The sequence below is a fragment of the Pseudomonas phytophila genome, assembly GCF_025643095.1.
GTDB lineage: Bacteria > Pseudomonadota > Gammaproteobacteria > Pseudomonadales > Pseudomonadaceae > Aquipseudomonas > Aquipseudomonas quasicaspiana.
Genome location: NZ_CP081201.1, coordinates 2,035,753 through 2,061,170, shown reverse-complemented (window position 1 = coordinate 2,061,170; position 25,418 = coordinate 2,035,753). Strand labels below are relative to the sequence as shown.

Below are 25,418 nucleotides of genomic sequence, written 5' to 3'. Positions count from 1 at the left end.
AGAAATGCGGTCGTCGAAAACACGGACACGGAAACAGGAGTTCAGATGCGGGCATGTCTGCTGGTTGCTGTATTGGTAATGGGCGCCACTGCGGCCCAGGCCGAGGAAACAGGTGGTTCAGGTAACTCCTATGCGTTGCCGCTGCCGACCACTGCCGCTCAGATCAGTGATCTCCAGCAGCGCCTCAAGGAAAGTGAGCGCCAGCGCGAAGATCTTCTCAAACAGGTACAGAACGCCGACGCCGCCCGCGAGAGCGCCCAGCTCACTCGTCTGCGTCAAGAGAACCAAAGGCTCAAGTTGCAGCTCAAAGAAGCACAATCGGCTGAACCGCAACGTATCCTGAGTGAACAGCAACAATGGTTCGTCACCGGAGGGGGTGTTGCGCTGATAGCCCTCCTGTGCGGTATCTTTGCCCGCGGTGGACGTAAGCAGCGTCGACAGTGGCTAAATTGAGTGAGACATGAGCGAGCTGTTACTTATTGATGATGATCAGGAGCTGTGTGAGCTTCTGAGTAGCTGGTTGAGCCAGGAAGGTTTTCTGGTTCGTGCCTGCCATGACGGCCAAAGTGCCCGTCGCGCCCTCGCCGAATCCGCGCCAGCGGCGGTGGTTCTGGACGTCATGCTTCCGGACGGCAGCGGCCTGGAATTACTCAAGCAATTGCGCAACGATCACCCTGATCTGCCGGTATTGATGCTCTCGGCCCGTGGTGAGCCGCTGGACCGGATTCTGGGACTGGAACTGGGCGCCGATGATTACCTGGCCAAACCCTGCGACCCTCGCGAACTGACCGCTCGCCTGCGCGCCGTGCTGCGTCGCAGCCATCCGACGGCCGTGTCGACCCAGCTTGAACTCGGCGACCTGAGTTTCAGCCCGGTGCGCGGCGTGGCGATCATCAACGATCAGGAACTGGTCCTGACCATGTCGGAAAGCCGTTTGCTCGAAGCGTTGCTGCGCCAACCGGGTGAACCACTGGACAAGCAGGAACTGGCGCAACTGGCGCTGGGGCGCAAACTGACCCTTTATGACCGTAGCCTGGACATGCACGTGAGTAACCTGCGCAAGAAAATCGGCCCGCATCCTGACGGCCGTCCGCGAATAGTGGCGTTGCGTAGCCGGGGTTATTACTACGCGGTCTGACGACCAAGCTGCAAGCTGCAAGCTGCAAGCTGCAAGCTGCAAGCTGCAAGAAGAGCATGGAGCACATGAGCTGTACCTCTTGAAGCTTGTAGCTTGAAACTGATAACTGCTCCCCTCCCTCTTTACCAAGGCTTTACAGTAGCCTGACCGCTCTTGACCTTGATCTCCCTAAACTGGCCTCAACCGGCAACGAGCCGGATTCGAGACAAGGAGATACACCATGCGCAAGACTCTGATCGCTTTGATGTTCGCTGCTGCCCTGCCTACCGTTGCAATGGCTGCACCTGGCGATGGCCCTGGTTTCGGTCCAGGCCCTGACGGTCCACGTGCTGGCATGCACCATGATCGCGGCCCCTTCGGCAAGCTGGACCTGACCCCCGAACAGCGCCAACAGATTGGCAAACTGATGGGCGAGCGAATGCACGACCGCAAGGACATCACTGAAAAGTATCTGGCCAAGCTGTCGCCCGCTGACCAGAAAGCCATGAAAGACGAACTGGACGCCAAGCGCACCAAAACCGATAGCGATATCCGTGCGCTGCTCAAGCCTGACCAGCAGAAGGAATTCGACGAAATGCAGAAAGAGCGCGCAGCAAAAATGGCCGAACGCGCTGAATTCGAAGCGTGGAAGGCGCAAAAAGCGCAAAAAGCCCAGTAAGCTACTGATCCACCTGAACCCGGCACTCCCCAAGCGTGCCGGGTTTTCCTATTTGAGGTTGTCCCGTGCGTTCATTGTTCTGGCGAATTCTGGCTAGCTTCTGGCTGGCCATTGCCCTGGTTGCAGGGCTGTCGATCCTGCTCGGCCACATGCTTAATCAAGACGCGTGGATCCTCAGCCGTCACCCGCTGCTGAGTCATCTGCCGCAAAAGTGGACCGAGCAGTATGAAAACCAGGGTGCGGACGCCGCACAGGACTACCTGCAAAGCCTCAAACGCAAAAAGCACATAGATGTTCAGGTCCTCAACGATGTTGGCGATCCGGTGGTACGGGGTACTCTCTCACCTCGTGCTGCGGCACTTGAAGCCCGTCAGGGCGATAATCCAGGACCGCTTCCGTGGCGTCGCCTGACGACGGAATACACCAGCGAAAAAACCGGCGAAACCTACCTGTTCATCTATCGCATCCCTCACCCGGAGCTGGATGCGTGGCACCGCGACAGCCTGATGTGGCCGCTCAGCGCGCTGGGTATTGCCCTGGTGGTGCTGACCTTGTTCAGCCTGCTGGTGACCTTGTCCATCACTCGCCCCCTCAGCCGTTTGCGCGGCGCGGTGCATGATCTTGGGCAAACCACTTATCAACAAAACAGCCTCGCGCAACTGGCGAATCGCCGGGATGAATTCGGCGTGCTGGCCACTGACTTCAATCGCATGGGCGCGCGGCTGCAGAGTCTGATCGGCAGTCAGCGCCAGTTGCTGCGCGATGTGTCCCATGAATTGCGCTCGCCACTGGCCCGTTTGCGTATCGCACTGGCGCTGGCAGAACGGGCGGAACCGGCCGAACGGGAAAAGCTCTGGCCGCGCCTCAGCCGGGAATGTGATCGTCTGGAAGCGCTGATCAGCGAAATCCTCGCTCTGGCACGCCTTGATGCGCAACTGAGCAGCGCTGAGCCTATTGATCTCAACGCGTTGCTTCTGCGCCTCAAGAACGATGCAAATCTGGACGGTAACGATCAACAAATCGCCGTGAGCGTTGAGCCCAATCTGCATCTGCAGGGCTGGCCTGACATGATTGAGCGGGCCACTGACAATCTGTTGCGTAACGCTTTGCGCTTCAACCCGGCTGGCAAGCCGATAGACATTCAGGCAAAACGGGTCGGCGACCGGCTACAGCTGAGTGTGCGCGATCATGGACCTGGCGTAGCGGCTGAGCACCTGACGCAACTGGGCGAGCCGTTTTACCGCGCCCCCGGCCAGGCCGCACCGGGGCACGGCCTGGGACTGGCAATTGCTCGTCGTGCCGCGCAACGTCATGGCGGGGAATTGATTCTGGGTAATCATCCCGAGGGCGGGTTTCTGGCGACTATTGATTTGCCAGCGGAGCCGGTGGGTTCGGGGCAGTAATAGAACGGGGGCGTGTGGAAAACCCGGATCTGTGCAGACTGTGTGGGAGCGAATTCATTCGCGAAGGCAATGTTACAGCCGACGAAATTGCATCGAATGTACTGGCCTCTTCGCGAATGAATTCGCTCCCACAGGGATAACGTTTTCAGTCCAGTACCAACTCAGCCCTAACCCTGCCACTCACTCACAAAATCTACCACATCCACTTTCGCAGCAACCCGTGGCGGGTTCTGTGGCGTGCCCAGATACAGGAAGGCGATCACTTCTTCGTCATCCGCCAGGCCGAAACCTTTGGCGACGAGTGGCGAATACGACAACTCGCCGGTACGCCACACCGCCCCGACGCCCAGCGCGTAGGACGCCAGCAAAACGCTATGGGCCGCACAGCCCGCAGTAATCAGTTGCTCAGCCTTCGGCACCTTGTAGTGATCCTGCAGACGGGCAACGACAACCACCACCAGCGGCGCGCGTAATGGGCCAAGACGTGCTTTGTCCAATGCTTGCGGGGTCACTTCCGATCCGCTGGCCTGCAACGCCTGGGCAAGCAAGTCCCCCATACGCTCACGGGCTGCGCCTTCCACGGTGATAAAACGGAATGGCCGCAGCTGGCCGTGATCCGGCGCGCGCATGGCTGCACTGAACAGTATTTCGCGCTGGGCTGCATCCGGGGCCGGGTCGATCAATCGCGGGACCGAGACACGATTGAGCAATACGTCGAGCGCCTCCATGGGCTACCTCCTTGAAAAATGATGGGCCATTCTAGAGCCTGTGCCCCCGGATAACGAACTGCCGAGGCAATTACTTACACACTGCGGCGTACAGGCCACGGTTTACTTGCCGTGGGCCGCAGGTAGAATGGCGCCTTTCCCCGAACTAGTCAGAGTGACTGCATGGCGTTGCCGACCCTTCGCATCATCGGTTTCATTATCGGCATATTCCTGATCACCCTGGCCATCGCCATGGTCGTGCCCATGGTGACCCTGGTGATCTACGATCGCTTTGAAGACCTGCGATCTTTCCTGTGGGCCAGTCTGCTGACGTTCATGGCCGGTCTGGCGTTGATCACTCCGGGACGACCGGAACACGTGCATCTGCGTCCGCGAGACATGTACTTGCTGACGGTATCCAGCTGGATCGTCGTCTGCGTGTTCGCCGCCCTGCCGTTTCTGCTCACCCAGCACATCAGTTACACAGACTCGTTCTTTGAAAGCATGTCCGGCATTACCGCGACCGGTTCTACCGTGCTCAGCGGCCTGGACACCATGTCACCGGGCATCCTCATCTGGCGCTCGATGCTTCACTGGCTCGGCGGGATCGGCTTTATCGGTATGGCGGTAGCCATTCTGCCCCTGCTGCGTATCGGTGGCATGCGCCTGTTCCAGACCGAATCTTCCGACCGCTCGGAAAAGGTCATGCCCCGCTCGCACATGGTGGCCAAGTTTATCGTACTGGCCTACGTCAGTATTACCGCGCTGGGCAGCCTGGCCTTCTGGGCCGCGGGCATGAGCCTGTTCGATGCGATCAACCACGCCATGTCGGCTATCTCGACCGGCGGGTTTTCAACCTCTGACCTTTCCCTGGCCAAATGGCCGGAACCTGCCGTGCATTGGGTCGCCATTGTGGTGATGATCCTCGGTAGCCTGCCGTTCACCTTGTATGTGGCAACCCTGCGGGGTAACCGCGGCGCCCTGTTTCGTGATGAACAGGTTCGCGGGCTGTTGGGTTTGTTGCTGGTTACCTGGCTTGTACTGGGCGCGTGGTACTGGGCGACCACTGATCTGCCATGGTACGACGCACTCCGTCACGTGGCCCTGAACGTGACATCCGTCGTAACCACCACCGGTTTCGCCCTCGGCGATTACAGCCTGTGGGGCAACTTCGCGCTGATGTTTTTTTTCTACCTGGGCTTTATCGGTGGCTGCTCCGGCTCCACCGCTGGCGGCGTGAAAATATTCCGCTTTCAGGTAGCCTACATTCTGCTCAAGGCCAACCTCAATCAGTTGATCCACCCGCGTGCAGTGCTCAAGCAGACGTATAACGGCCACCGCCTGGACGACGAAATCGTCCGTTCGATCCTGACGTTCTCGTTCTTCTTCACCATCACGATCTGCGGCATCGCCCTGTTGCTGTCGCTGCTGGGGCTCGACTGGATGACGGCACTGACCGGCGCTGCAAGTACCGTGTCCGGCGTAGGTCCTGGCCTGGGTGAGACCATCGGCCCGGCAGGTAACTTCGCCACCCTGCCAGACGCGGCGAAGTGGATTCTGTCAGGAGGCATGCTGCTGGGACGTCTTGAGATTATTACCGTGCTGGTGCTGTGCATTCCGGCATTCTGGCGTCACTGATCGTAATGGCGTTTAATGTCAACTGACGCAAAGTCAGCTGACATTAAACCCAATAGCGCCAACGATCAGGAACTCCAGCCATGGAAACCACCAAGTCGTTTACCCGCTTCGCCGATTTCTACCCTTACTATCTGCAGGAACACCGCGACAGCGCCTGCCGTCGTCTGCACTTCGTGGGCACCAGTCTGGTTATTTTCCTGCTGGCCTTTGTGATTGGCAGCGGCAGTTGGAGCCTGATCTGGCTCGTGCCGCTGGCGGGATATGGCTTCGCCTGGGTTGGCCATTTCTTCTTCGAGAAAAACCGCCCTGCCACGTTCAAGCATCCGCTTTACAGTCTGCTGGGCGATTTTGTGATGTACCGAGACATGCTGACGGGCAAGGTACCGTTCTAGACCACCGGCTCGCTGGCCTCAAGCGCTTCCTCAGCAAGCGGTTCCTTGTGCTTGAGATGAGCATCCGCGAGCCGAAACAGCTCAATAGTGCCGTCCAGATGCTCGATCAACGCCGTACAGGATTCGACCCAGTCACCGCAGTTCAGGTATTCCACTCCACCGACCCTGCGCATCTCGGCATGGTGGATATGCCCACATACCACGCCATCCAGGCCGCGCTTGACGCACTCATGGGCGATGGCTTCTTCAAAGTCACTGATGAAACTGACGGCAGTCTTCACCTTGTGCTTTAGATAAGCCGATAAAGACCAGTAACCGTAGCCATACTTCGCCCGCCAGTGGTTCAGCCAGCGGTTGAGTGTCAGGGTGAATTCATAGGCCGAGTCGCCCAGAAACGCCAGCCAGCGGTGATAGCGGGTGATTACGTCAAACTGGTCGCCGTGGATAACCAGAAAACGACGCCCGTCAGCAGTGACATGCTCGGCTTCATCCACCAGATGGATATTGCCCAGAATCAGTTTCGAATAGCGGCGCAAAAACTCATCGTGGTTGCCGGTGACATAGATCACCTCGGTGCCGCGTTTGCTCATGGTCAGCAAGCGGCGGATCACATTTGTGTGAGCCTGTGGCCAATACATGCCGCCCCGCAGCTTCCAGCCGTCGATGATATCGCCGACCAGATAGACCTTGTCAGCCTGATAGCCTTTGAGGAAGTGAGTCAGGTGTTCCGCCTGGCAATCCCGCGTGCCCAAATGCACATCGGAAATCCACAAAGTGCGAACGCGTTGCTTACGGCTGGGTTTGGCAAGCTGAGCACTGGTCATGAACCATCTCCTGCTGGGTTTGCATGAGAGTGCCCGGTGCTGGTTAATCGAATGTGACCGGGTTGTGGCAATGTCATGACAATGCACAGGAATAGTTGGACTGAATGCTTCAGGGCGGGCGCTGGTAGACTGCTGCGAGGCGACCATACACCCGTTCGGGATTACGGCTATCTTCAGGATGCTCTGGTGCCCAGTGGGAGCGAATTCATTCGCGAACAGGCAGGCACTCCTGACAAAAATTTATCGCCTGAAATACCGCTTTCGCGAATGAATTCGCTCCCACAGGATTTGGTTAACAACCAGACATAACGACTACTGACAACACCCCGTTCGGTGCTGGACAGTGCGTTTTCCAGACCACCTGCATTGCAGTGACTAAGGATCAGCATGACTCCCCGCTCCGCCTTGGGCGCCTTGCATATCGGCGCATTGATGTTTGGCCTGACTGGCGTCTTCGGCAAACTGGCCAGCGCTTCACCTTCCGTCATTGTCTTCGGTCGCGGAATCTTCGCCGTTATAGCCCTGGCGTTCTTCGCCCGCTTTGCCAGCAATACTGCATGGAAAACCTTGCAGCGCGCCGATTGGGCGCGCCTGTTACTTGCAGGCGTGTTGTTGGCCGCGCACTGGGTGAGTTTTTTCATCGCGGTGAAAGTCGCCGGCGTCGCTGTCGCCACTTTGGGCTTCGCCAGCTTCCCGGCCTTCACGGTGATACTCGAAGGGCTACTGTTCCGTGAACGCATCCGCAGCAATGAAATCATTCTGGTAGTGCTGGTCAGTATCGGACTGGTGCTGGTCACACCCGAATTCAATCTGGCCAGTGAGGCCACCAGCGGTCTGTTATGGGCAGTTTTTTCCGGACTGACTTTTTCCTTGCTTTCGCTGGTCAATCGCGTCAGCTCGAAAAACGTCCCGCCGGTGCAGGCTGCGCTGTATCAGAATCTGATCGTTGCAGCTTGCCTGCTGCCGATGGCCGCGCCTGAACTGGGCAGTGTTCCTGCGCTGGACTGGCTGTGGATAGGTCTACTGGGCGTGTTCTGCACCGGCCTGGCTCACAGCCTTTTCGTGGCCAGTCTGGGAGTGATCAAGGCGCGGACTGCAGCAGTGGTTTTCGCGATGGAACCGGTTTACGGCATCACCTTCGCCTGGCTGCTATTTACCGAAATTCCCACCCTGAGCATGCTGCTGGGCGGTGCACTGATCATCATCGCCATTGTGGTTTCAGGCTTGATGAGCAGTAAAACAAAACCTCAGGCAGCCACGACTCACTGACCCTGCGTGGTCTTGTCGTTGTGCCCCAGATCACGCTGAGGATCAATCTGATCACGAACCCGCTGCTTGAGTACCTTTGCCTCGGGGAATCCACCATCGGCCTTTCGCTCCCATAACTGCACGCCGTCACAGGTGATGATGAATACACCGCCAGTCCCGGGTTGCAGTGAGACCTTGCCCAGGTCATCGGAAAAGGTACTGAGCAACTCCTGAGCCAGCCATGCTGCGCGCAATAGCCACTGGCATTGCGTGCAGTAGGTGATGACGATTTCAGGTTTTACGGTAGACATGGAAAGAATCTCAGGGACTAACTACAAATTGAATTAACAGCGGTTCTGTTGGAGCGAGGCTTGCCCGCGAAGAACGATAATGCGGTGTGTCTGACTTACCGAGTCGCCCGGTTCGCGGGCAAGCCTCGCTCCAACAGCATCACTGTCTGCTTCTCGACAGCCTGGAGCCATTAACACTGGGACGGCGCCTACAAACCGGCCAAGAGATCACGAGCCGTCTGTTGGTGTTCGTCATCAGACTCATCAATCACTTGCTGCAGCAGCTCGCGCGCGCCCTCGATATCGCCTTCATCGATCAGCACTTGAGCCTGATTGACCTTGCTCAGAGGGACCTCTTCAAGATCAAGCAGGTCGAACTCGCCCGACTCATCCATGAAGCCATCCAGGAATGAGTCGTCGAGAGCGTCACTGTTTGACTCGATGATCCCCTCTTCTTCAGGGAAATCACTGAGGAAGCGATCATCCGGAATTTCCTCCACGCCGGGCAGCTCGGTGAGATTCGACGAGAATTCGGGCTCGTGAACCGTAACCTCCTCTGTCGGTGCTTCAGCTCGCACAGCCACCGGCTTGTCGAATGGATCCACCAAATCCCAGTCGGCATCCATCGACAAGTCATCCAGGTTCAACTGAAAATCATCGAACGCAGGTTCAGGATGGACCGCTGCGGCGGCATTCTCATCAAGCTGAGCGGGCTCTTCGTTCGCGACTTCTTTAGCAACTTCGGCCGCAACAACTGCTGCCGCTACGGGCGCTGCGGCACGTACCACCGGAGTGACACTGGAAGCTTCCTCGGCGGGCTTGAGCTGTGGATAACGTGATCGAATTTGCTGAACCTGTTCAGCGTCCACACCATTCTCCAGAGCAAGCAGTTCTTCCTGAGCAAAACCTGCTGAGTCCCCCTGCTCTGCCAGCAACTCGAGAATGCGTACACGAATATCCGTACGCTCGGGCTGCTTGACCAAGGCATCGCGCAAAATCCCCATGGCCTCGGCAAACCGCCCATAAGCAATGTAGATACTGACGCCATCCAGCGCATCGGTACTGCCTGCGGCCGCACGGGCCGGGGCCGGGCGTGAAGGCGCCGGAGCCGTGACAACAGGCGTTGGCACTCTGGCGGCTGCGGCTGGCGTGTCGTAAGTCGGGACAACCGGCTCACGGGCCGGGTTACTCAAGGTTGGATCGACGACGGCTGGCTTGGGCATGGATTGCTTGCGCCGGTTACGTTGCACTGACCAGGCAAGCACGAGCAGCAAGAGCAGAATCGCCAGAGCACCCACCAACAGCGGCGAGGTCAACAAGGAACCCTCCTGCGGCTGTGGACTGGCAGTCGGCGCTGCGGCAGGCGTATCGACCGGTGCGGGTACTGCCGGAGCAGGCTGTGCCGTGGCGCCACGACTCTCCGCCAACTCGGTCTGCAAGCTGACTATCTGCTTGTCCTTGCCATCAATGGACGCCTGCATGCCCTCCAATTGAACGCGCAGGTCATCCACGGTCTTGGTCAGCAGCTGATTTTCGATGGCTGAAACGGCGAGCTGTTCAGCGCCACGCTGGGCCTGGGCTGTTGGTTGCGGAGCTGCTGCTGTTGATGCGGGCGCAGGATTACTGTTGGGCAAAACTGCTGCATCAGGCAGCAACAAACTCTGTCCGACCTTCAGCGCCGTGCTGTCGCCGTTAGGAAAGGCCTGAGGATTGAGCGCCTTGATACCGTCAGCAAGTCGTCCTGCCGAAGCACTGCCGCCCGATCCCTGCATGCGTCGTGCGATGGAGTTGAGCGTATCTCCGCCCACCACCGAGTAGCGCTTCCCTTCCAGTGCCACGGGTGGTGCAACCGGCATTCGTGACTGCTCAGCGCCTGGTGTCGCGGACGCCCGGGGCCTTCCCGCCACCGCAGCACGCCCCTGCTCAGACGTCGCCGGGTCCAGCAGCAACGTGTATTCATGCAGCATATCGCCGCCTGGCCGTATGACTTGTACCAGGAATTGCAAGTAAGGCTCGGTGACCGGTTTGCTTGATACCACGCGAATCACGCCGCGATTACCGCGGATGACCGGCGTGAAACGAAAATCATTGAAGAAGAACACCCGGTCGACCCCCGCGCGGGCAAATTCTTCCGGCGAGGCCAGTCTTGCGACGATGTCATCGGCACTCAGGCCTGCGGTTTCCACCAATTCGATTTCAGCATTCAGCGGCTGATTGAGGGCCGAGTGCAGGGTGATATCGCCCATGCCCAATGCGGATGCCAACGTCGAGTACAACATCGATGCCGAAGATAAAGCCGCGACTATGAAGCCGCGACGTAAAGCGGTCCTGGCAAAACCTGATCGTGTAGCCGCCTGAGAGCTGTTGCGCATACGAACCCTTATCGAAACCTGAACAGGCTTCTTTGCATATTCAATATATGGCGTGGACTTCAATGTCTTGGCTGCAAGTATGAGCGAGAAGAAGCTCGTGCGCCTCAGGATCTTTCGAGGTTCGCGAGGATACGCGTATGAACGCGCATGCAAACCCGCAGCTCCTCTTCATCGATACCCGCAAACAGCTCGACCCGCAATGCCGTGGCGATGGCTTCGATCTTCTGGATCAAAGGCCAGGCGGTGTCGCACAGGACGATTTTCTTTGCCCGGCGATCTTCAGCTACCGCATGGCGCTGAACCAGACTCTGCGCTTCAAGGCTGTCGAGCAAACGTGCGAGTGTCGGACCTTCAACACCCACACTCTGCGCCAGTTCGCGCTGCGTTGGCGGCTCCTGAAAACGGGCAAGATGCAGCAGCACCAACCAGCGCGCCTGAGACAGCCCAAGATCGGCAAGGCGTCGATCCAGCTCAGCACGCCAGCCTCGGGACATATGAGCCAGTTGCATACCGAAGCGATGTTCATCTGTCATTGGCATAGAAAACTCGTGGTCGATACTAATTATTAGTCAGCTAACCATGGCGTCAGGATTGAGGCAAGTGAGGGGTTGTAAGTAGATGAATTGGAGATGTGCGACCTGCAGGGTAGTGCTATGTGGGAGATACCCAGCTCAGCCTGCCAATCTGATATACGACGCGAAACTTGTGAGACCGAATTTATTCGGGAAGTCGGTGTTTCAGGCGATACATACGCTGCGAATGTACCGGCCCCTTCGCGAATGAATTCGCTCCCACCGGAATAGTGTTCCAGTTCAAGCGATAAAGCCGGGTTGCATCAAACCTCGAACTCAGCCTGCAGCGCAGCGCGCACACAATACAGAACACCCTCAGGCACGCGCCCGGTGAACTGTTCGGCGATGGCGGCCACGGGAGGTAACTCGCCCTCGCCGTCGAGAAATGCATCCTGAATTTCGCCAAGCAGGTCTTCCGGCAAGTCCAGTGCCTGCTCCAGCGAAAGTTGCTGCTTGCCGATGGCTTCAGCCAACATGCTGTAGACGTTCTTCTCGGTGCACTGCAACTGTCCGGCAATCTGTGCAGGGGTCATACCGGCGCGGGCCAGACTGATGAGTTCGTGGCGCACATCAGCCACGACTTTCGGCGCTTCGGCAGCACCGCCCAGCACTTCAAGGAAGGCCTCGCCGTAACGCTCCAGTTTGCGTGCACCGACGCCGCTGACCTGGGCCATGTCAGACATGGTTTCCGGTTTGCTGCGCAGCATTTCCAGCAACGTCGAATCCGGGAAAATAACGTAAGGCGGCACGCCATGCTCTTCGGCCAGCTTGCGACGCAGGGCACGCAAGGCTTCCCACTGTTCGCGCTCTTCGCCGCGCACCAGTTGACTGGCCGGGCTGCCGGAGCTGCTTTTCGCGGTGGTCTGCGGTTTCAGATCGCGACGCAGCTCCAGCGTCACTTCGCCCCGCAACAAAGGACGACAGGTGTCGCTCAAGCGCAGGCCGCCGTAGCCTTCCAGATCGATATCAGCCAGCCCACGGGCAACCAGCTGGCGGAACAACGAACGCCACTCGCCCTCGGCGCGCGCCTTGCCGACGCCAAACACCGAAAGGTGTTGATGGCCGAAGCTCTGTACCTTCTCAGTGGATTTACCCAGCAATACATCGACCAGATGACCCACGCCATAACGCTGGCCGGTGCGATAGATCGCCGATAACGCCTGACGCGCAGGCTCGGTGGCATCCCAGGTCTGAACGCCATCAACACAGTTGTCGCAATGACCGCAGGGCTGAGGCATGTCTTCGTCGAAATAGGCCAACAGCGTCTGACGGCGGCAACGAGTCTCTTCGCACAGCGCCAGCATGGCATCCAGCTTGTGATGCTCCAGACGTTTGTGCCGTTCGTCGCCCTCGGAGTTCTGCAACATCTGCTTGAGCATCAGCACGTCTTGCAGGCCGTAGGCCATCCACGCATCGGCAGGCAGACCATCACGCCCCGCCCGACCGGTTTCCTGGTAATACGCCTCAAGCGACTTGGGCAAGTCCATGTGCGCAACAAACCGCACGTTGGGTTTGTCGATGCCCATGCCGAACGCGATGGTCGCAACCATGATCAGGCCTTCCTCATTAAGGAAGCGCTTCTGGTTGGCGGCTCGGGTTTCTGAAGGCAAACCGGCATGATAAGGCAGCGCCGGATAACCGTTTTCACACAGGAACGCGGCGACTTCGTCGACTTTTTTGCGCGACAGGCAATAGACGATACCGGCATCGCTGCGCCGCTCGGACAAAAACGCCAACAGCTGCTTGCGCGGCGACTCCTTGGGCACGATGCGATAAAAAATGTTCGGCCGGTCGAAACTGGACAGGAAACGCTCGGCGTTCTGCAAATGCAGCCGGGTAACGATTTCCTCACGGGTACGCTTGTCTGCCGTAGCGGTCAGGGCAATACGCGGCACATCGGGGAACAGTTCGGCCAGTTGGCCCAACTGCAGGTATTCAGGGCGGAAGTCATGGCCCCACTGGGATACACAGTGAGCTTCATCGATGGCGAACAGGGCAATCTGCAGATTCTGCAGAAAAGCCAACATGCGCGGCTGGACCAGACGTTCCGGGGCCAGATACAGCATCTTGATTTCGCCCAGACGAATCCGGTTGGCCAGTTCGCGCTGCTGGTCCGCGCTCAAGGTCGAGTTCAGCGCAGCCGCCGAGACGCCCAGCTCTTCGAGGGTCGCGACCTGGTCGTCCATCAGGGCGATCAACGGTGACACCACTACCGCCAGGCCGTCACGCAACAGGCCGGGCACCTGAAAGCACAGCGACTTGCCACCGCCAGTGGGCATCAATACCAGCGCATCACCGCCGCTGGCCACGCGTTCAATAATGGCACCCTGGCGACCACGGAAGCTGTCATAACCGAAGATGTCTTTAAGTACGCGTTGCGCCTGTTCGAGCATAAAAACCCCAGAATGTCCTGCTGCACTGCTAAAGCGCGGCAGTATACCCGACGTGTCACAGGCAAGGGGTGGCATGGATATAAGCGGTCGAAATTAAGCTATAGCGTAATGCGTCTGCCTCCGCGCTGGCGCCCGGGACGCTCAAGGCCTAGAATTCAGCATCGTTTATTTTCAAGGTAGCCTGTCAATGTCCTTCGCTGAGCAACTAAACCGCCTCCAAGTCTTCCTCGATGCAGATGAACTGCATGACGAGGCACTGGACTACGTGGCCGCTCATGGCTACCTGACCGCCCTTTCGATCTGTGCTGAAAGCGTGCCTGAGCGTGAGTGGATCGATGCGCTGTTCTCCGAGCCACCCCATTACGCCGATGACGCCCAGCGCCAAGAGATCGAAGGTACGCTGATCCAGTTGCAGGCGCACATCGCTCGCCAACTGGCTTCAGACGAAGAATTCGAACTCCCATGCGATCTGGATCTGGGCGACGAGCCGGACGATTCAGATCTGCGCGGCTGGTGCATCGGTTTCATGGAAGGCGTGTTCCTGCGCGAAAGCGCCTGGTTCGAAACTGCCGAGGAAGAAGTCAGCGAAATGCTGTTGCCCATCATGGTCGGTTCGGGTCTGTTCGATGAGCAGCCTGAGTTCTCCGATATCGCCGCAGATGCCAATCTGATGGACGACATGATCGTGCAGATCCCGGAAGCGCTGACAGCGCTGTACCTGCTGTGCCAGGCACCGGACGAGAAACCGGCAATTCTCAAGCCCCGCCACCACTGAGTCTGCGCCTATGGCGCAAGCCTCACCACGCACGAGCCCTAATCGGTTCGTGCGGTATGCCTTTCTTGGCGTTGGCTGGATAAGCGTGACGTTGGGGGTGATCGGTATTTTCCTGCCGATCATGCCCACCACGCCTTTTCTACTGCTTGCCGCCGCCTGCTTTGCTCGCAGCTCTCCACGCTTTTATAACTGGCTGGTCAATCACAAACGACTAGGCCCGTGGATTCGTGGCTATCTGGAAGGCAACGGAATTCCGCTCAAGGGCAAGGTCTACGCGATTGTCACCATGTGGATCAGCATCGGGTTTTCCTGTTATCTCGTGCCCAACATTTGGGCAAGGGTATTTATGGTGACCTGTGCGGTATTAGTCACGATTTATATCTTGCGGCAGAAGACACTGCACAAGGCTTGATTCACGCCCAGCCAACCCTCTAATACCCGCCAGATCTCATGCGTTTTTTTCGGTATAAGCGTTATGAGAAAAACGTCTTGGCGACTCCTAAAGTTGTTCTTAGCTGTGATGTTACAAACCTGATACGGTTTTAAACGCATAGATCGTCAGTTTTTTGGCAAACAAGAACAGACTTACTTAGGGAGAAGTATTCATGCGCGATTTGACCCCGCTCTACGGTGCTGTCGTGTTGGCGGTAGCCAGTGTTCAAGGGCAGACCATGCCGTTGGCCGATTTGATTCAAAACAGCTTCCCCGACAGGCAGCACATGGATGTCGTCGAAAGCGGTTACCTGCCCGCAGTTGAAGTGGCCCGTTACCGGAGTGATGAATCACAGACTCTTCAAGGGTAACCGTGGCTAGGGACGCCTGTTTCGGAGCTTGCAAGGGCTGACAGGTTTTAGATGACGCACTACTTGTTGGAGCTGAGCAAGCTCGGCTCCAACAGATAGCCCGGCGCGCCCTACTTCTTCTTGTCCCGGGCGAACGCCGCTTCCAGCGCCTCATTCAGTGTGCGCAAGACCTTCACTCGCGCCCAGCGTTTGTCATTGGCTTCAACCAGTGTCCACGGCGCGATTTCAGTGCTGGTGCGGTCCACCATGTCCCCCACCGCCTCACGGTACTGCGGCCACTTTTCGCGGTTGCGCCAGTCTTCGTCGGTGATCTTGTGCCGCTTGAAAGGGATCTTTTCCCGGGCCTTGAATCGCTCCAGCTGGGTTTTGTCGTCGATGGCGAGCCAGAACTTGACCACCACAATCCCGGCATCGGTCAATTGCTCTTCGAAGTCATTGATCTCGCCATAGGCCCGTAACCAGTCGGCCTCGCTGCAGAAACCCTCAACCCGTTCCACAAGCACCCGACCGTACCAGGAGCGGTCGAAAACGGTAAATTTGCCCCGCGCCGGAATCTGCCGCCAGAAGCGCCAGAGATAGGGCTGGGCGCGCTCGTCTTCACTGGGTGCCGCAATCGGTACGATGTTGTATTGACGTGGATCGAGTGCAGCAGCGACACGCCGGATAGCACCGCCCTTTCCCGCCGCGTCATTACCTTCGAACACAGCAACCAAGGCATGCTTACGCATGCGCTTGTCACGAATATTGCCCGAAAGACGCGCCTGCTCGGTAATCAACTGCTCTTCGTAATCGTCCTTCTCCAGGCTCAAACTCATGTCGAGGCTACCCAGCAGGGTCACGTCGTCGTGGTTATGCGCCAGCGGTCCAACGCTCAACGGTTGAGCGTTGGGCTCGGGAGCGTTCAACGCCGCTTGCATTCCCTCAAGCAACAATCTACCCACAGTCAGGCTGCGGTAATACGGATCAACGCCTTCAATGACATGCCACGGCGCGTACTCGCGGCTGGTTCGCCGTAAAACGCGCTCGCCGTATCGAACAAACTTGTCGTAGGTTTTTGATTGTTGCCAGTCCAGCGGGCTGATGCGCCAGCTATGCAGCGGGTCATCCTTGAGCTGCTTGAGGCGCGATTTCATCTGTTTCTTCGACAGATGAAACCAGAATTTGAAAATCAACGCGCCTTCGTCGGTGAGCATTTTTTCAAGACGTTCGGAGCCATTGATTGCCTGATCCAGCACCGCATCCTTGAACAACCCATGAACCCGCCCCTGGAGCATCTGGCTGTACCAGTTGCCGAAGAAAACGCCCATACGGCCTTTGGCTGGCAATTGCCGCCAATAGCGCCAGGCGGTGGGATGCGCCAGCTCTTCATCGGTTTGCTGATCGAAGGTGCGCACTTCGATGAAACGCGGGTCCATCCATTCATTCAACAGCTTGACCGTCTCGCCCTTGCCCGCGCCTTCAATGCCATTGATCAGGACGATGATCTGACGTTTGCCCTGCTCATGGAGATCGTATTGCGCCTCCAGTAACGCTTCACGCAAGGCGGGCACTTCAGCGTCATAAGTTTCCTTGGCGATGGCGTGACCGATTTCAGCGGATTCGAACATGCATGACTCCTCTCTGGCCTGGACCCTGTAAACATCTGATACGGCGATACTCTGTGGGAGCCGAGCTTGCTCGCGATGAACGATGATGCGGTTGTCTAGATAGACCGCACCGCCTGTATCGCGGGCAATCCCGGCTCACACAGCAACGATATCTGTAATAGCTGACAAGCCTGAGACTAATCCATCCCCGGCAAAGTTGCCGGAGGTGGATCAATGAATCAGAACCATTGCTGGCGCATGTTATGGGTCAGCTGTTCCAGCAAGGCTCTTTCGGCAGCCTCCAGACTCGCAATCAGGGCTCGGCCCTGTCGGTCGTATTCATCGTTATCAATCGGCGGATTGGCTATCAGTTGTTCAAGCTCAAGATTTTCCCGTGCCAAGGCTTCCAGATCGTTCGTCACGTGGGCAGCAACCAGTCGTGCGTTGACCTCACTGCGCCGACGCAGATCCTCGGCGATATCAATAGGTGGTTGTTCTTCAAGGGCATCCATTTGCTCTCTGATGGACGCAGTCACCCGCACCAGATCGGTTTGATGCTCCGCGCGCAAGCGCTCGGTCCAGCGACGATCAGCAAGCGCGTAGTTCACAAACCCGTCACCCATTTCGCGCTCCAGCACCAGGCGCCGTGCCGCGAGAATCGCCTGACGATCCACCGAAGCCAGTCGGGCCCAGGCCATGCTCAATGGCTGCCCTGGCAAGTTCAAATCGCCAGCCAGACCGATTCGATACGCCATACGGACTTCGGCATGATCAACATGAATGCCGCGACTTTCCCTGCTGGCGATTTCCAGATCAGCAATGGCCTGCAGCTCGTTAAGGCGAAACAGGCCACGCATAACCCGAAACAGCACTTCGGTATGCCGCGCCCCGGACACGCCTTGCAACTCCCTCCGGGCATAAACTGCAACCTGAATATCGCTGAAAATAAGCCTCGCGCCGTCCTCACAGGTCTGATCAGCGCCGAACAGCCGATCATTGGCCATGACTTCCAGCTCAGCGCGCAGCGCAGGGTCCTCCCCTGCGGCCTCGAGCACCCTCATCACGTCATTGGCCAGTTCTTCGTGAAAGCGCTGAAAATCCGGAGCCTCTTGAAGGCGCTGCAGCAACAACAGCAGGTGGGGCGCATCCGCCGCCTCTTCCACCGTTTGCCAGGCAATGTCGAGTCTTGAATTAAGTTCAGTGCGTCCTTCGACCAGCCAGATATCCGCCACTGGTACCGGCGGCGCCAGGGGCGTATGACCGGCATTGTGTGTATGCCAATCGACATCGTCATCCGACGAGGCTTCGTCATCACTGGAGGTGGTATCCACCACCAGATCACGAATCTCCTCCGGGAAGTCGTATTCAAGGCGATAAGTCATGTCGAAGCCGTGATCATTGACCCAGAACCTGCGCAGTTCCTCATGATCGATAGGGTTGCCATAAGCATGGATCGTCATCTGCGACGGCTGCCCCATGCTGTTATCGAGGATGTAGTCAGGCAGGTGCACGATCTGGTTGTCACTGATATCCAGCGTATGCAGGGGAAGGCTGTCGATCCATGAAGGCCACTGGGTCAATCCCGTTTCGTTGAGCCAGAGTGTCGACACATGCAGGCGACCGACGTCTATGATTTCCCCAATTACGTTACCGGTCAGATCCAGGTCGTCCAGGGCTCGCATCCTCATGAACAGGTTCATGGATTGCTGATCGATCGTCAGCCCCATGCCTTCGAGGGACAGATGAACCAGATCCCCCATTCCGGCCACGCCTTCGGGTATTTCAGTCAAGCCACGGCCGAGTATTTCAAGCCGGTTCACCGCAGGAAAACGTCCCAGGAAGCGGTTGATATCCTCGGCTGCACCCGTGATGTTATTCAGCGTCAGATGGTGAACCTGTGCATAGTGGGCAGGCAGGTCGGGCAGATCGGAAAACCCGGCAAAGTCGAGGTTCTCCAGCAAGAGGTTCCTGGAGTGCATAGGCGATATCAGGTCACTGAATCGCCAGGTACGACCTAAAGCATCAGCGACGACCCGGCGAACAGCCAATCGCTCGTTGCTGATTGAAGGGCCGGGACCACTTGGGTTTACCCAACCTTCCAGCGCACTGCGCAACATTTCCCAAGACTGCAATCTGGCCCGGGTCATTTCCACCAATTGCGGGATGTCCCAGCCCCGCAACATCAGATTTTGCACATGGGTTGCCAGATCGGGCGCTTCCGGATACAGGATGCTCATCGCCGTTATCAACTCAACAGACTCAACTGGCAAATCGGGCAGCGCCGCGCCCCGCCCGCTCAACTCATAACCCAGACGCCGATCCGCCAGACGTGTCGGGCCACGAAAACCGGGGGTAATTTCCTTAAGGCCAAGAGTCTTCGCAACCCGCCTGCGTTGTCCGGCGGCGTCGCTGACAATGCGTCTACGCAGCGTAACGGCATCAGTGATGCCGATGGCACGCGTTACTTCGGCGGGCAAAGCCTTGATGACAGACGCGAAGAATTCAGCTTGAGGTGCGAGTTCTTTACCTGCGACATCACAAGGCAGGAAGCGATTGCCTTGCTTGATCAAAATCCTTCGCCGGGTAGTCGAACGCTCGCCTATGCCGTCCAGCAAAGGCCCGCCGAACGCACCGTCCCTGATTTCAATCCGCAGGTCTTCGGGCCATCCCGGCAGTTGTTGCAAACCCTGCAAGGACAGTTTTAGCGTGTCAGGGCTGCCCGAGCGCGATTGCAGAAAGAAGCCTTCAAGGGCCTGGTTGATCCGGGTTTGCTGCAGGTAACCGCGTGCCCTCCCCGTCATCTCGACAGGGATAGATTGCGTCGTACGCAGGGCCGCCAAATGCTCGGCGCTGGCTTCAAGCAGCAACTCGCCAGCGGCTGCGCTGGTTATTCCCGGAAAATCCCTTTTGATGAGCTGCACCATGGGGTCATTGCTGGCTTCGCGCATCTGATTGAGGCGCTCGAACAGCAACTCCGGGTGCTCGACATTCATCTGCATCACACGCTCGTTCAGCGCGAAACGTTCAATGACGTCCGTCAACGCTCCGGGCGGTGGCTGTCCCTCAAGATGCAACGTGGTGAGCAACGCCTGATCAGTGCCCGTTACGCTCAAAACATCTTCAGTGGCTTGCGCGGACAAATCCGCCACCGAATAGCCCAGACGCCGGAACGAGGTTTTCAAATCCCACAGCAACGGGTTTTCACCTTCATGCCGCCAGGCGCCTGCGCCGTTGTGCTCCAGTTTTGGAGAAAAACGCTTACCGCGAGGCGCTCTGATTCGCCATTTATTCAGCGCAGTGTCCAGCTCTACCCGGTAGAACCGCCCTTGTAGCCCTATGTATTTCACCCCCTGATGCTCGAAGACACCCTCGGCACTGGGCTTGATACCTTGCGGAAGGACGACATCGACAGCGAAGGGCTCGAGGTCGGCTGACCATAGTCGCGCCTGACCATTTTCCAGCCTGACCGGTATCATTTTGCCTACAAACGAGGAGTCCTTGATCGCTGGCAGTTCACCTGAAGACGCTGCTTTACCTGCGGCGGCAAAGACCGCGAGCATCGCCAGGTTTTCCGCAACACTGGCCAGATGTTCAAGCGCCTGGTCCATATCGCCAACCATCCATGCTTCAACGCCCTCAAAGGTGTCGACCAGCAATTGCGCACCCGCCACCACCATCATGACCTCGCCCAGAACCGGCACAAATAAAGCCGCCAGATTGGCCACGTTCATGCCAATTGCCAGGCAGTGAGCCAGCCGTGCGCGGCGTGAGGCTTCATCCTCATCACCGGTGGGCACAGCCAATGCCCTGGCATCGTCCTTGATGCGCAACATTCGCTGAAAATACAAATACTCCAGCAGTGGATAAGGAAGGGGCTCGGCGATCAGCTTCAGGTCGGCATGCTCATCGACCTCTGGCACCCTCCACATTCTGGGTATAAGCCCCGTATCCCCGGGCACACGACGGTCGCGCATCGGTTTCAGACACGCGCCAAGCGTGGTGAGAAACTCGGCCCTGCGGCGTTGCGCGATAAAACCGGCGAAATAGCGTTGGTATCCAGCTTTTCTCAGCTTTGCACGCAGCTCTATCGCGAACTGATCCAGTGACTCGTATTCCTTGAGGGGTGCAGTCGGGTCGCCCGGCACATACACCACACAGCCGCTGAGGCTGCGAGCCTGGAAAACCAGAACGTCGCGCACAGCAAAACCGAGCAGTGTCAGATGCTGGATATCCACGGCCTGCGTCCGTCCCTGATCCGCCCAATGCCCGCTGGCCACCAGGACCGAGCGGTAAGCGTCGCCGGACAGCACCTCGCTCCCTTGCATATAGGCAAGGTGCGCCTGGACGTAAAAAGCATTGCGCGCCTGATGACACAGCACATCCTTGATCTGTGTGGTGCTTAACGCCCCCGTCTCCAGCGAGTTTGAAGCCGGCTCCAATACAGTCTTGAGATGATTCTGATATTGGCCACCAATATCGAGGGTGCGACATAACGCCATGAACTTCGCGGGCGACACTCTCAAGGCGTGAGGGTAACTGCTGCCCGACGCGAAGTTCGCAAGATCAGGCTTGCCGTGATAAATCACCGAGTCGGCGGTGACCTCATCAACTTCCTCCTTGTGAAAATTCTGCAGCGCAGCCTCCAGTAAAGACTGCACGGTAAAGCTGCGCTCCACCAACTCACTGGGCAGTGGCACCCAGGTATCGGCGAAGCGGACATGGCGAAAATGGTCACGGTCGACATCCAGCCCAGGCCCGAATGCCTGTGTCAGCGCCCTCGATAACAACGGCCTGGCGAACGCCATAAGGTCTTGCATGCTGCCCAGAGCCTTCTGCACCTGGCTGCGCAGGTGATGGCTGCGCAGCATGTCGCGATGCAATCGCTGACGCGATTGCGCGGTTGCATAAACGTACCAGGATGGCAGGGTGTTTTTGATGTGGTGATGGTGAGGCTGGATTACAGGTTTGCTCATTGCATGACTCCTATAAAAGAGTCTGCACGTGATCAGGTTTGGTCGTGCCTCAGGCGGTAGATAGTTAATACCGGCATGAGTTTTTTGCTTCATTCAGCGCAATATAGCCCAGCGCCTACAGGTCCGGTGCTTGCTACGCTAAGATGCACGCCCCCGCACACAAACCGAGCCAGACTGTGACCATCACCCGCCATGCCCAGATCGACTGGGACGAACAGGGCAACCCCCATTCCCGGGAGTTTTCCGACGTCTACTTTGCGACGGGAGCAGGCCTTGAAGAAACCCGACACGTATTTCTGGTGCAAAACGACCTGCGCGATCGTTTTAGCGCATTGCCGCAAGACGATCGGTTGGTGATTGGCGAGACGGGTTTTGGTACCGGACTGAATTTTCTCTGCGCCTGGCAGTTGTTCGCCGAGTGCGCACCAGCTTCTGCGAGACTGCATTTTGTCAGCGTCGAGAAATTCCCCCTCAGCCAGTCAGACCTCCATCGCGCGTTGAACCTCTGGCCGGAACTGTCGCCTTTTTCAGGCCCGCTGCTGGAGCAATATGTGGCGGTGCATGAGGGTTTTCAGCGTCTGGTGTTCGACGGCGGGCGGGTCACGCTAACCCTGCTGATCGGCGATGTACTGGACATGCTGCCGCAACTGGATGGGCAGATTGATGCATGGTTTCTGGATGGCTTCGCCCCGGCAAAAAATCCGGAGATGTGGACGCCCGAGCTGTTCGCCCAGTTGGCCAGACTGGCCGCACCGGATTCGACCATCAGCACCTTCACCAGTACCGGCTGGGTCCGTCGCGCCCTGAACGCTGCGGGCTTCAAAATGAAGCGCGTGCCGGGCATTGGACACAAGTGGGAAGTGTTGCGCGGCACCTTCCTTGGCAGGCCGGAAGATGCCACGCCAGCGCCAGCGATAAAACCCTGGTTCGCTCGCCCCGCGCCACTCAATGGCGAACGCAAGGCCATGGTCATTGGCGGCGGAATGGCAGGTTGCACCACCGCTGCAAGCCTTGCGGCAAGAGGCTGGCAAGTGACGTTGATAGAGCGTCACAACGACCTCGCGCAGGAAGCGTCGGGTAACCCGCAGGGTGTTCTTTATCTGAAACTGTCCGCCCACGGCACAGCGTTATCGCAACTGATACTCAGTGGTTTTGGTTATACCCGCCGTATTCTCGAACGCCTGCAAAGGGGCGTCGACTGGGATGCTTGCGGCGTTCTGCAACTGGCCTTCAACGACAAGGAAGCCCAACGTCAGGCACAACTGGCGACCGCATTTCCTGAAGAGCTGCTGCATCTTCTGGACAAGCCGGCCGCCGAAGCCCGCAGCGGTGTGCAGCTAGAGCACGGCGGCCTGTTCTTTCCTGAAGGGGGCTGGGTGCATCCACCTGCGTTGTGTCATGCGCATGTCGGTCATCCAAATGTTCGCGTGCAACTGCATCACAACGTTGTCGAGCTGCGTCGTGAGTCCGGCCAGTGGCAAGCCTGGGATGGCGACGTGTTGCTGGATCAGGCCGAGGTCGTGGTCCTTGCGGGTGCCGCCGATATCAAGCAATTCCCCTTGAGTGCGGCACTACCGCTCAAGCGTATTCGCGGACAGATCACGCGCCTGGCGCAGACCGAGGCCAGTAAAGCGCTGAACACGGTGGTGTGCGCCGAAGGCTACGTTGCTCCGGCAAGGCTGGGTGAACATACGCTGGGGGCCAGTTTTGATTTCACTAATGAGGATTTGAGTCTCAGCACCGCCGATCATCTGGGCAACCTGCAGCTGTTGCAGGAAATCTCGGCGGACCTGAGTGAGCGTCTCGATGTCGCTCATTTGCCGACGCAACAGTTGCAGGGTCGGGCGGCGTTTCGCTGTACCAGCCCGGATTATCTGCCGATCATCGGGCCGTTGGCGGACAAGGACGCGTTCGTCCAGGCCTATGCTGCCCTTGGCAAAGACGCTCGGCAGATTCCCGAAACGCCCTGCCCTTGGCTGGATGGTTTGTACATCAACAGCGGTCATGGCTCACGCGGTCTGATTACCGCGCCACTGTGCGCCGAGTTGCTTGCTGCCTGGCTTGATAATGAGCCGCTGCCACTGCCCCGCAGTGTGGCTGAGGCGTGTCATCCGAATCGGTTTATGTTGCGGGAGTTGATTCGGGGGAAGTAGTTACAGCTTGGCTTGGTCGCGCTCGGGTTATGTGTACATATCCGTTGATGAGGTAACGGCATCTATTGGTTGCGCTTTTACAGCGCGTCACTTTTGATGGAGCGCAAAAGTAACCAAAACGCTCTTGCCCCACCACTGGGTGCCTCGCTGTCGCTCGGCATGCCCGTAATCCGACATTGCTGCGTGGGGCCGCCGCCACCGGCCATCCATGGCCTGAGGCGGCTAAACCGGCATCCCTGCCGGTTTACCCCACGCAGCAATATCGAATTCCGGCCGGCGTGGTTTAACGGGGCGCCTCAGATCAAAATCAAAAGCGCGGCGGCCTGACAGCCGACCTGGTTGTGTGAGCTTTCCGGTTTTCTGTAGGAGCTGCCGAAGGCTGCGAAGCGGTGTGTCAGACGACGTCTGTGTTGGCTGTGCTGACGTCTCGCGAACAAGTTCGCTCCTACCGGGCCGAGGCGATCCCGCCGTATTCGCTTTGCTTTTGATCTGCTTTTGATCTTAGGCGCCCCGTTAAATCACGCTGGCCGGACGCAGATCTGAAACCGTGGGTAACCCGGCAGGACGCCGGGTTAGCCGCATTGGGCCATGGATGGCCCGTTGCGGCGGCCCACGGTTTCAGATCTGCGGGCGGGCATCCCGAGCCTAGGCGAGGGACCGAGTGGTGGGGTAAGAGCGTTTTGCTTACTTTTGTCTGGGCCGGCTTCCGGATTCACAAAAGTGAGGCGCCGTAAGGGCGCAACCAATATCAGCCGTGACCACAAAACCGGATATGTACACAATATTGCTATCCTCCCCCTACAAACCCGCCAATCGAGCCCCCCATGCTTGAAGTAAAAAACGTCTTCAAGAGCTACGCCACCGCCCAAGGTCCACTGGCAGTTTTGCGTGGAGTGGATTTATCTCTGCAGAAAGGCAGCAGTCTCGCCTTGATGGGCGAATCCGGCAGCGGCAAAAGCACGTTGCTGCATCTGATGGCCGGCCTTGATCAGGCCGACAAGGGGCAGATCGAGATTGCCGGGCAGCGGCTGGATCTTATGAGCGAATCACAACTCGCCAACTGGCGCCGTACCGAAATCGGCCTGGTGTTCCAGCAATTCAACCTGATCGGCAGCCTCAAGGTTGAAGACAATCTGGCATTTCAGGCGCGGCTGGCCGGGCGTTATGAGCCGCAATGGCAGGCGCAACTGGTGGAACGACTGGGTCTTGGGGACCTGCTCAAGCGTTATCCGGAACAACTGTCCGGCGGCCAGCAACAGCGGGTTGCCATTGGCCGGGCGCTGGCATCGCGGCCCGGCCTGCTGCTGGCCGATGAGCCCACCGGCAACCTCGATGAAGCCACCAGCGATGAAGTCCTGCAATTGCTGCTGGACCTGCTGACCGACAGCTCCACCAGCCTGTTGATGGTCACCCACAGCCCGCGGGTGGCCGAGCGACTGGCTCAGAAAGTGATCCTGCATCACGGCCGTCTGGCAACCGAGAGCGATCGCTGA

At 58.1% G+C, this 25,418-nt stretch carries 20 protein-coding genes; 12 read left to right on the top strand and 8 right to left on the bottom strand.

The genetic code is table 11. From position 1 onward, the window contains the following. Positions 1-45: 45 nt before the first annotated feature. The 4 genes from K3169_RS09145 (at position 46) to K3169_RS09130 (ending at position 3,199) form a co-directional block, all read left to right on the top strand. Entirely contained in the window at positions 46-453 is a 408-nt protein-coding gene (locus K3169_RS09145) for a translation initiation factor 2 (RefSeq protein ID WP_263271114.1), read from the top strand. A gap of 7 nt (positions 454-460) precedes the next feature. Then, positions 461-1,138 (top strand): response regulator transcription factor, encoded by a 678-nt coding sequence (locus K3169_RS09140; protein ID WP_099269602.1) that lies wholly within the window; start codon positions 461-463, stop codon positions 1,136-1,138. 220 nt (positions 1,139-1,358) lie between these two features. Next, a complete protein-coding gene (locus K3169_RS09135) occupies positions 1,359-1,796 on the top strand; it encodes an LTXXQ domain protein (protein WP_027900045.1) in 438 nt (145 codons plus the stop codon). Positions 1,797-1,861: 65 nt separating this feature from the next. Next, complete coding sequence (locus K3169_RS09130; protein ID WP_231675717.1) at positions 1,862-3,199, top strand: sensor histidine kinase; 1,338 nt, start codon at positions 1,862-1,864, stop codon at positions 3,197-3,199. Between the two features lie 167 nt (positions 3,200-3,366). Here K3169_RS09130 and K3169_RS09125 read toward each other — a convergent pair whose 3' ends face one another. Beyond that, positions 3,367-3,927 carry a nitroreductase family protein gene (locus K3169_RS09125; protein WP_027900047.1) on the bottom strand — a complete coding sequence of 187 codons (561 nt, stop codon included), beginning with the start codon at positions 3,925-3,927 and terminating at the stop codon, positions 3,367-3,369. 162 nt (positions 3,928-4,089) lie between these two features. On the opposite strand from K3169_RS09125, the gene K3169_RS09120 reads away from it, so the two are divergent. Both K3169_RS09120 and K3169_RS09115 read left to right on the top strand, forming a co-directional pair. Next, positions 4,090-5,544, top strand: coding sequence for a TrkH family potassium uptake protein (locus K3169_RS09120; RefSeq protein WP_027900048.1), 1,455 nt, complete (start codon positions 4,090-4,092; stop codon positions 5,542-5,544). An 80-nt stretch (positions 5,545-5,624) separates the two neighbouring features. After that, complete coding sequence (locus tag K3169_RS09115) at positions 5,625-5,936, top strand: DUF962 domain-containing protein (RefSeq protein ID WP_027900049.1); 312 nt, start codon at positions 5,625-5,627, stop codon at positions 5,934-5,936. Here the strand turns inward: K3169_RS09115 and K3169_RS09110 are convergent. After that, positions 5,933-6,760, bottom strand: coding sequence for a UDP-2,3-diacylglucosamine diphosphatase (locus K3169_RS09110; protein WP_027900050.1), 828 nt, complete (start codon positions 6,758-6,760; stop codon positions 5,933-5,935). The two genes, K3169_RS09115 and K3169_RS09110, sit on opposite strands and share 4 nt — an antisense overlap. A 387-nt stretch (positions 6,761-7,147) precedes the next feature. On the opposite strand from K3169_RS09110, the gene K3169_RS09105 reads away from it, so the two are divergent. Further along, positions 7,148-8,029, top strand: a complete 882-nt coding sequence (locus K3169_RS09105; protein ID WP_263271113.1) for a DMT family transporter — start codon at positions 7,148-7,150, stop codon at positions 8,027-8,029. Here the strand turns inward: K3169_RS09105 and K3169_RS09100 are convergent. From K3169_RS09100 to recQ, 4 genes are all read right to left on the bottom strand, one after another. After that, positions 8,023-8,319 (bottom strand): SelT/SelW/SelH family protein, encoded by a 297-nt coding sequence (locus tag K3169_RS09100; protein WP_027900052.1) that lies wholly within the window; start codon positions 8,317-8,319, stop codon positions 8,023-8,025. The genes K3169_RS09105 and K3169_RS09100 overlap by 7 nt on opposite strands. A gap of 188 nt (positions 8,320-8,507) precedes the next feature. Continuing rightward, positions 8,508-10,544 (bottom strand): FimV/HubP family polar landmark protein, encoded by a 2,037-nt coding sequence (locus tag K3169_RS09095; RefSeq protein ID WP_241154131.1) that lies wholly within the window; start codon positions 10,542-10,544, stop codon positions 8,508-8,510. Positions 10,545-10,774: 230 nt separating this feature from the next. Beyond that, the gene (locus K3169_RS09090) at positions 10,775-11,209 is read right to left on the bottom strand and encodes a MarR family transcriptional regulator (RefSeq protein ID WP_027900054.1); all 435 of its coding nucleotides are present in this window, start codon (positions 11,207-11,209) and stop codon (positions 10,775-10,777) included. 296 nt (positions 11,210-11,505) lie between these two features. Continuing rightward, positions 11,506-13,635, bottom strand: coding sequence for a DNA helicase RecQ (recQ, locus tag K3169_RS09085; protein ID WP_099269596.1), 2,130 nt, complete (start codon positions 13,633-13,635; stop codon positions 11,506-11,508). 187 nt (positions 13,636-13,822) lie between these two features. Here recQ and K3169_RS09080 point away from each other — a divergent pair, with 187 nt between their 5' ends. The 3 genes from K3169_RS09080 (at position 13,823) to K3169_RS09070 (ending at position 15,213) form a co-directional block, all read left to right on the top strand. Next, positions 13,823-14,410, top strand: a complete 588-nt coding sequence (locus K3169_RS09080; protein ID WP_263271112.1) for a YecA family protein — start codon at positions 13,823-13,825, stop codon at positions 14,408-14,410. Positions 14,411-14,420: 10 nt separating this feature from the next. Beyond that, on the top strand, positions 14,421-14,822 hold the full coding sequence (locus tag K3169_RS09075) for a YbaN family protein (protein WP_263271111.1): 402 nt from the start codon (positions 14,421-14,423) through the stop codon (positions 14,820-14,822). A 193-nt stretch (positions 14,823-15,015) separates the two neighbouring features. Then, positions 15,016-15,213 carry a hypothetical protein gene (locus K3169_RS09070; protein WP_263271110.1) on the top strand — a complete coding sequence of 66 codons (198 nt, stop codon included), beginning with the start codon at positions 15,016-15,018 and terminating at the stop codon, positions 15,211-15,213. Positions 15,214-15,323: 110 nt separating this feature from the next. Here K3169_RS09070 and pap read toward each other — a convergent pair whose 3' ends face one another. Both pap and K3169_RS09060 read right to left on the bottom strand, forming a co-directional pair. After that, positions 15,324-16,820 carry a polyphosphate:AMP phosphotransferase gene (pap, locus tag K3169_RS09065; protein ID WP_099269593.1) on the bottom strand — a complete coding sequence of 499 codons (1,497 nt, stop codon included), beginning with the start codon at positions 16,818-16,820 and terminating at the stop codon, positions 15,324-15,326. Between the two features lie 218 nt (positions 16,821-17,038). Further along, positions 17,039-21,772, bottom strand: a complete 4,734-nt coding sequence (locus tag K3169_RS09060; protein WP_263271109.1) for an NEL domain-containing protein — start codon at positions 21,770-21,772, stop codon at positions 17,039-17,041. A gap of 176 nt (positions 21,773-21,948) precedes the next feature. Here K3169_RS09060 and mnmC point away from each other — a divergent pair, with 176 nt between their 5' ends. Beyond that, entirely contained in the window at positions 21,949-23,925 is a 1,977-nt protein-coding gene (gene mnmC / locus K3169_RS09055) for a bifunctional tRNA (5-methylaminomethyl-2-thiouridine)(34)-methyltransferase MnmD/FAD-dependent 5-carboxymethylaminomethyl-2-thiouridine(34) oxidoreductase MnmC (protein WP_263271108.1), read from the top strand. Between the two features lie 824 nt (positions 23,926-24,749). Further along, positions 24,750-25,418, top strand: a complete 669-nt coding sequence (locus K3169_RS09050; protein ID WP_263271107.1) for an ABC transporter ATP-binding protein — start codon at positions 24,750-24,752, stop codon at positions 25,416-25,418.

Excerpts from the sequence above, each read along its gene's own strand:
- K3169_RS09090 (WP_027900054.1), bottom strand. The coding sequence starts at position 11,209 with ATGCCAATGACAGATGAACATCGCTTCGGTATGCAACTGGCTCATATG.
- K3169_RS09145 (WP_263271114.1), top strand. The coding sequence starts at position 46 with ATGCGGGCATGTCTGCTGGTTGCTGTATTGGTAATGGGCGCCACTGCG.
- K3169_RS09125 (WP_027900047.1), bottom strand. The coding sequence starts at position 3,927 with ATGGAGGCGCTCGACGTATTGCTCAATCGTGTCTCGGTCCCGCGATTG.
- K3169_RS09110 (WP_027900050.1), bottom strand. The coding sequence starts at position 6,760 with ATGACCAGTGCTCAGCTTGCCAAACCCAGCCGTAAGCAACGCGTTCGC.
- pap (WP_099269593.1), bottom strand. The coding sequence starts at position 16,820 with ATGTTCGAATCCGCTGAAATCGGTCACGCCATCGCCAAGGAAACTTAT.
- K3169_RS09115 (WP_027900049.1), top strand. The coding sequence starts at position 5,625 with ATGGAAACCACCAAGTCGTTTACCCGCTTCGCCGATTTCTACCCTTAC.
- K3169_RS09120 (WP_027900048.1), top strand. The coding sequence starts at position 4,090 with ATGGCGTTGCCGACCCTTCGCATCATCGGTTTCATTATCGGCATATTC.
- K3169_RS09080 (WP_263271112.1), top strand. The coding sequence starts at position 13,823 with ATGTCCTTCGCTGAGCAACTAAACCGCCTCCAAGTCTTCCTCGATGCA.
- K3169_RS09105 (WP_263271113.1), top strand. The coding sequence starts at position 7,148 with ATGACTCCCCGCTCCGCCTTGGGCGCCTTGCATATCGGCGCATTGATG.
- K3169_RS09135 (WP_027900045.1), top strand. The coding sequence starts at position 1,359 with ATGCGCAAGACTCTGATCGCTTTGATGTTCGCTGCTGCCCTGCCTACC.
- K3169_RS09050 (WP_263271107.1), top strand. The coding sequence starts at position 24,750 with ATGCTTGAAGTAAAAAACGTCTTCAAGAGCTACGCCACCGCCCAAGGT.
- K3169_RS09140 (WP_099269602.1), top strand. The coding sequence starts at position 461 with ATGAGCGAGCTGTTACTTATTGATGATGATCAGGAGCTGTGTGAGCTT.
- K3169_RS09100 (WP_027900052.1), bottom strand. The coding sequence starts at position 8,319 with ATGTCTACCGTAAAACCTGAAATCGTCATCACCTACTGCACGCAATGC.
- K3169_RS09070 (WP_263271110.1), top strand. The coding sequence starts at position 15,016 with ATGCGCGATTTGACCCCGCTCTACGGTGCTGTCGTGTTGGCGGTAGCC.
- K3169_RS09075 (WP_263271111.1), top strand. The coding sequence starts at position 14,421 with ATGGCGCAAGCCTCACCACGCACGAGCCCTAATCGGTTCGTGCGGTAT.
- K3169_RS09060 (WP_263271109.1), bottom strand. The coding sequence starts at position 21,772 with ATGAGCAAACCTGTAATCCAGCCTCACCATCACCACATCAAAAACACC.
- recQ (WP_099269596.1), bottom strand. The coding sequence starts at position 13,635 with ATGCTCGAACAGGCGCAACGCGTACTTAAAGACATCTTCGGTTATGAC.
- K3169_RS09095 (WP_241154131.1), bottom strand. The coding sequence starts at position 10,544 with ATGGGCGATATCACCCTGCACTCGGCCCTCAATCAGCCGCTGAATGCT.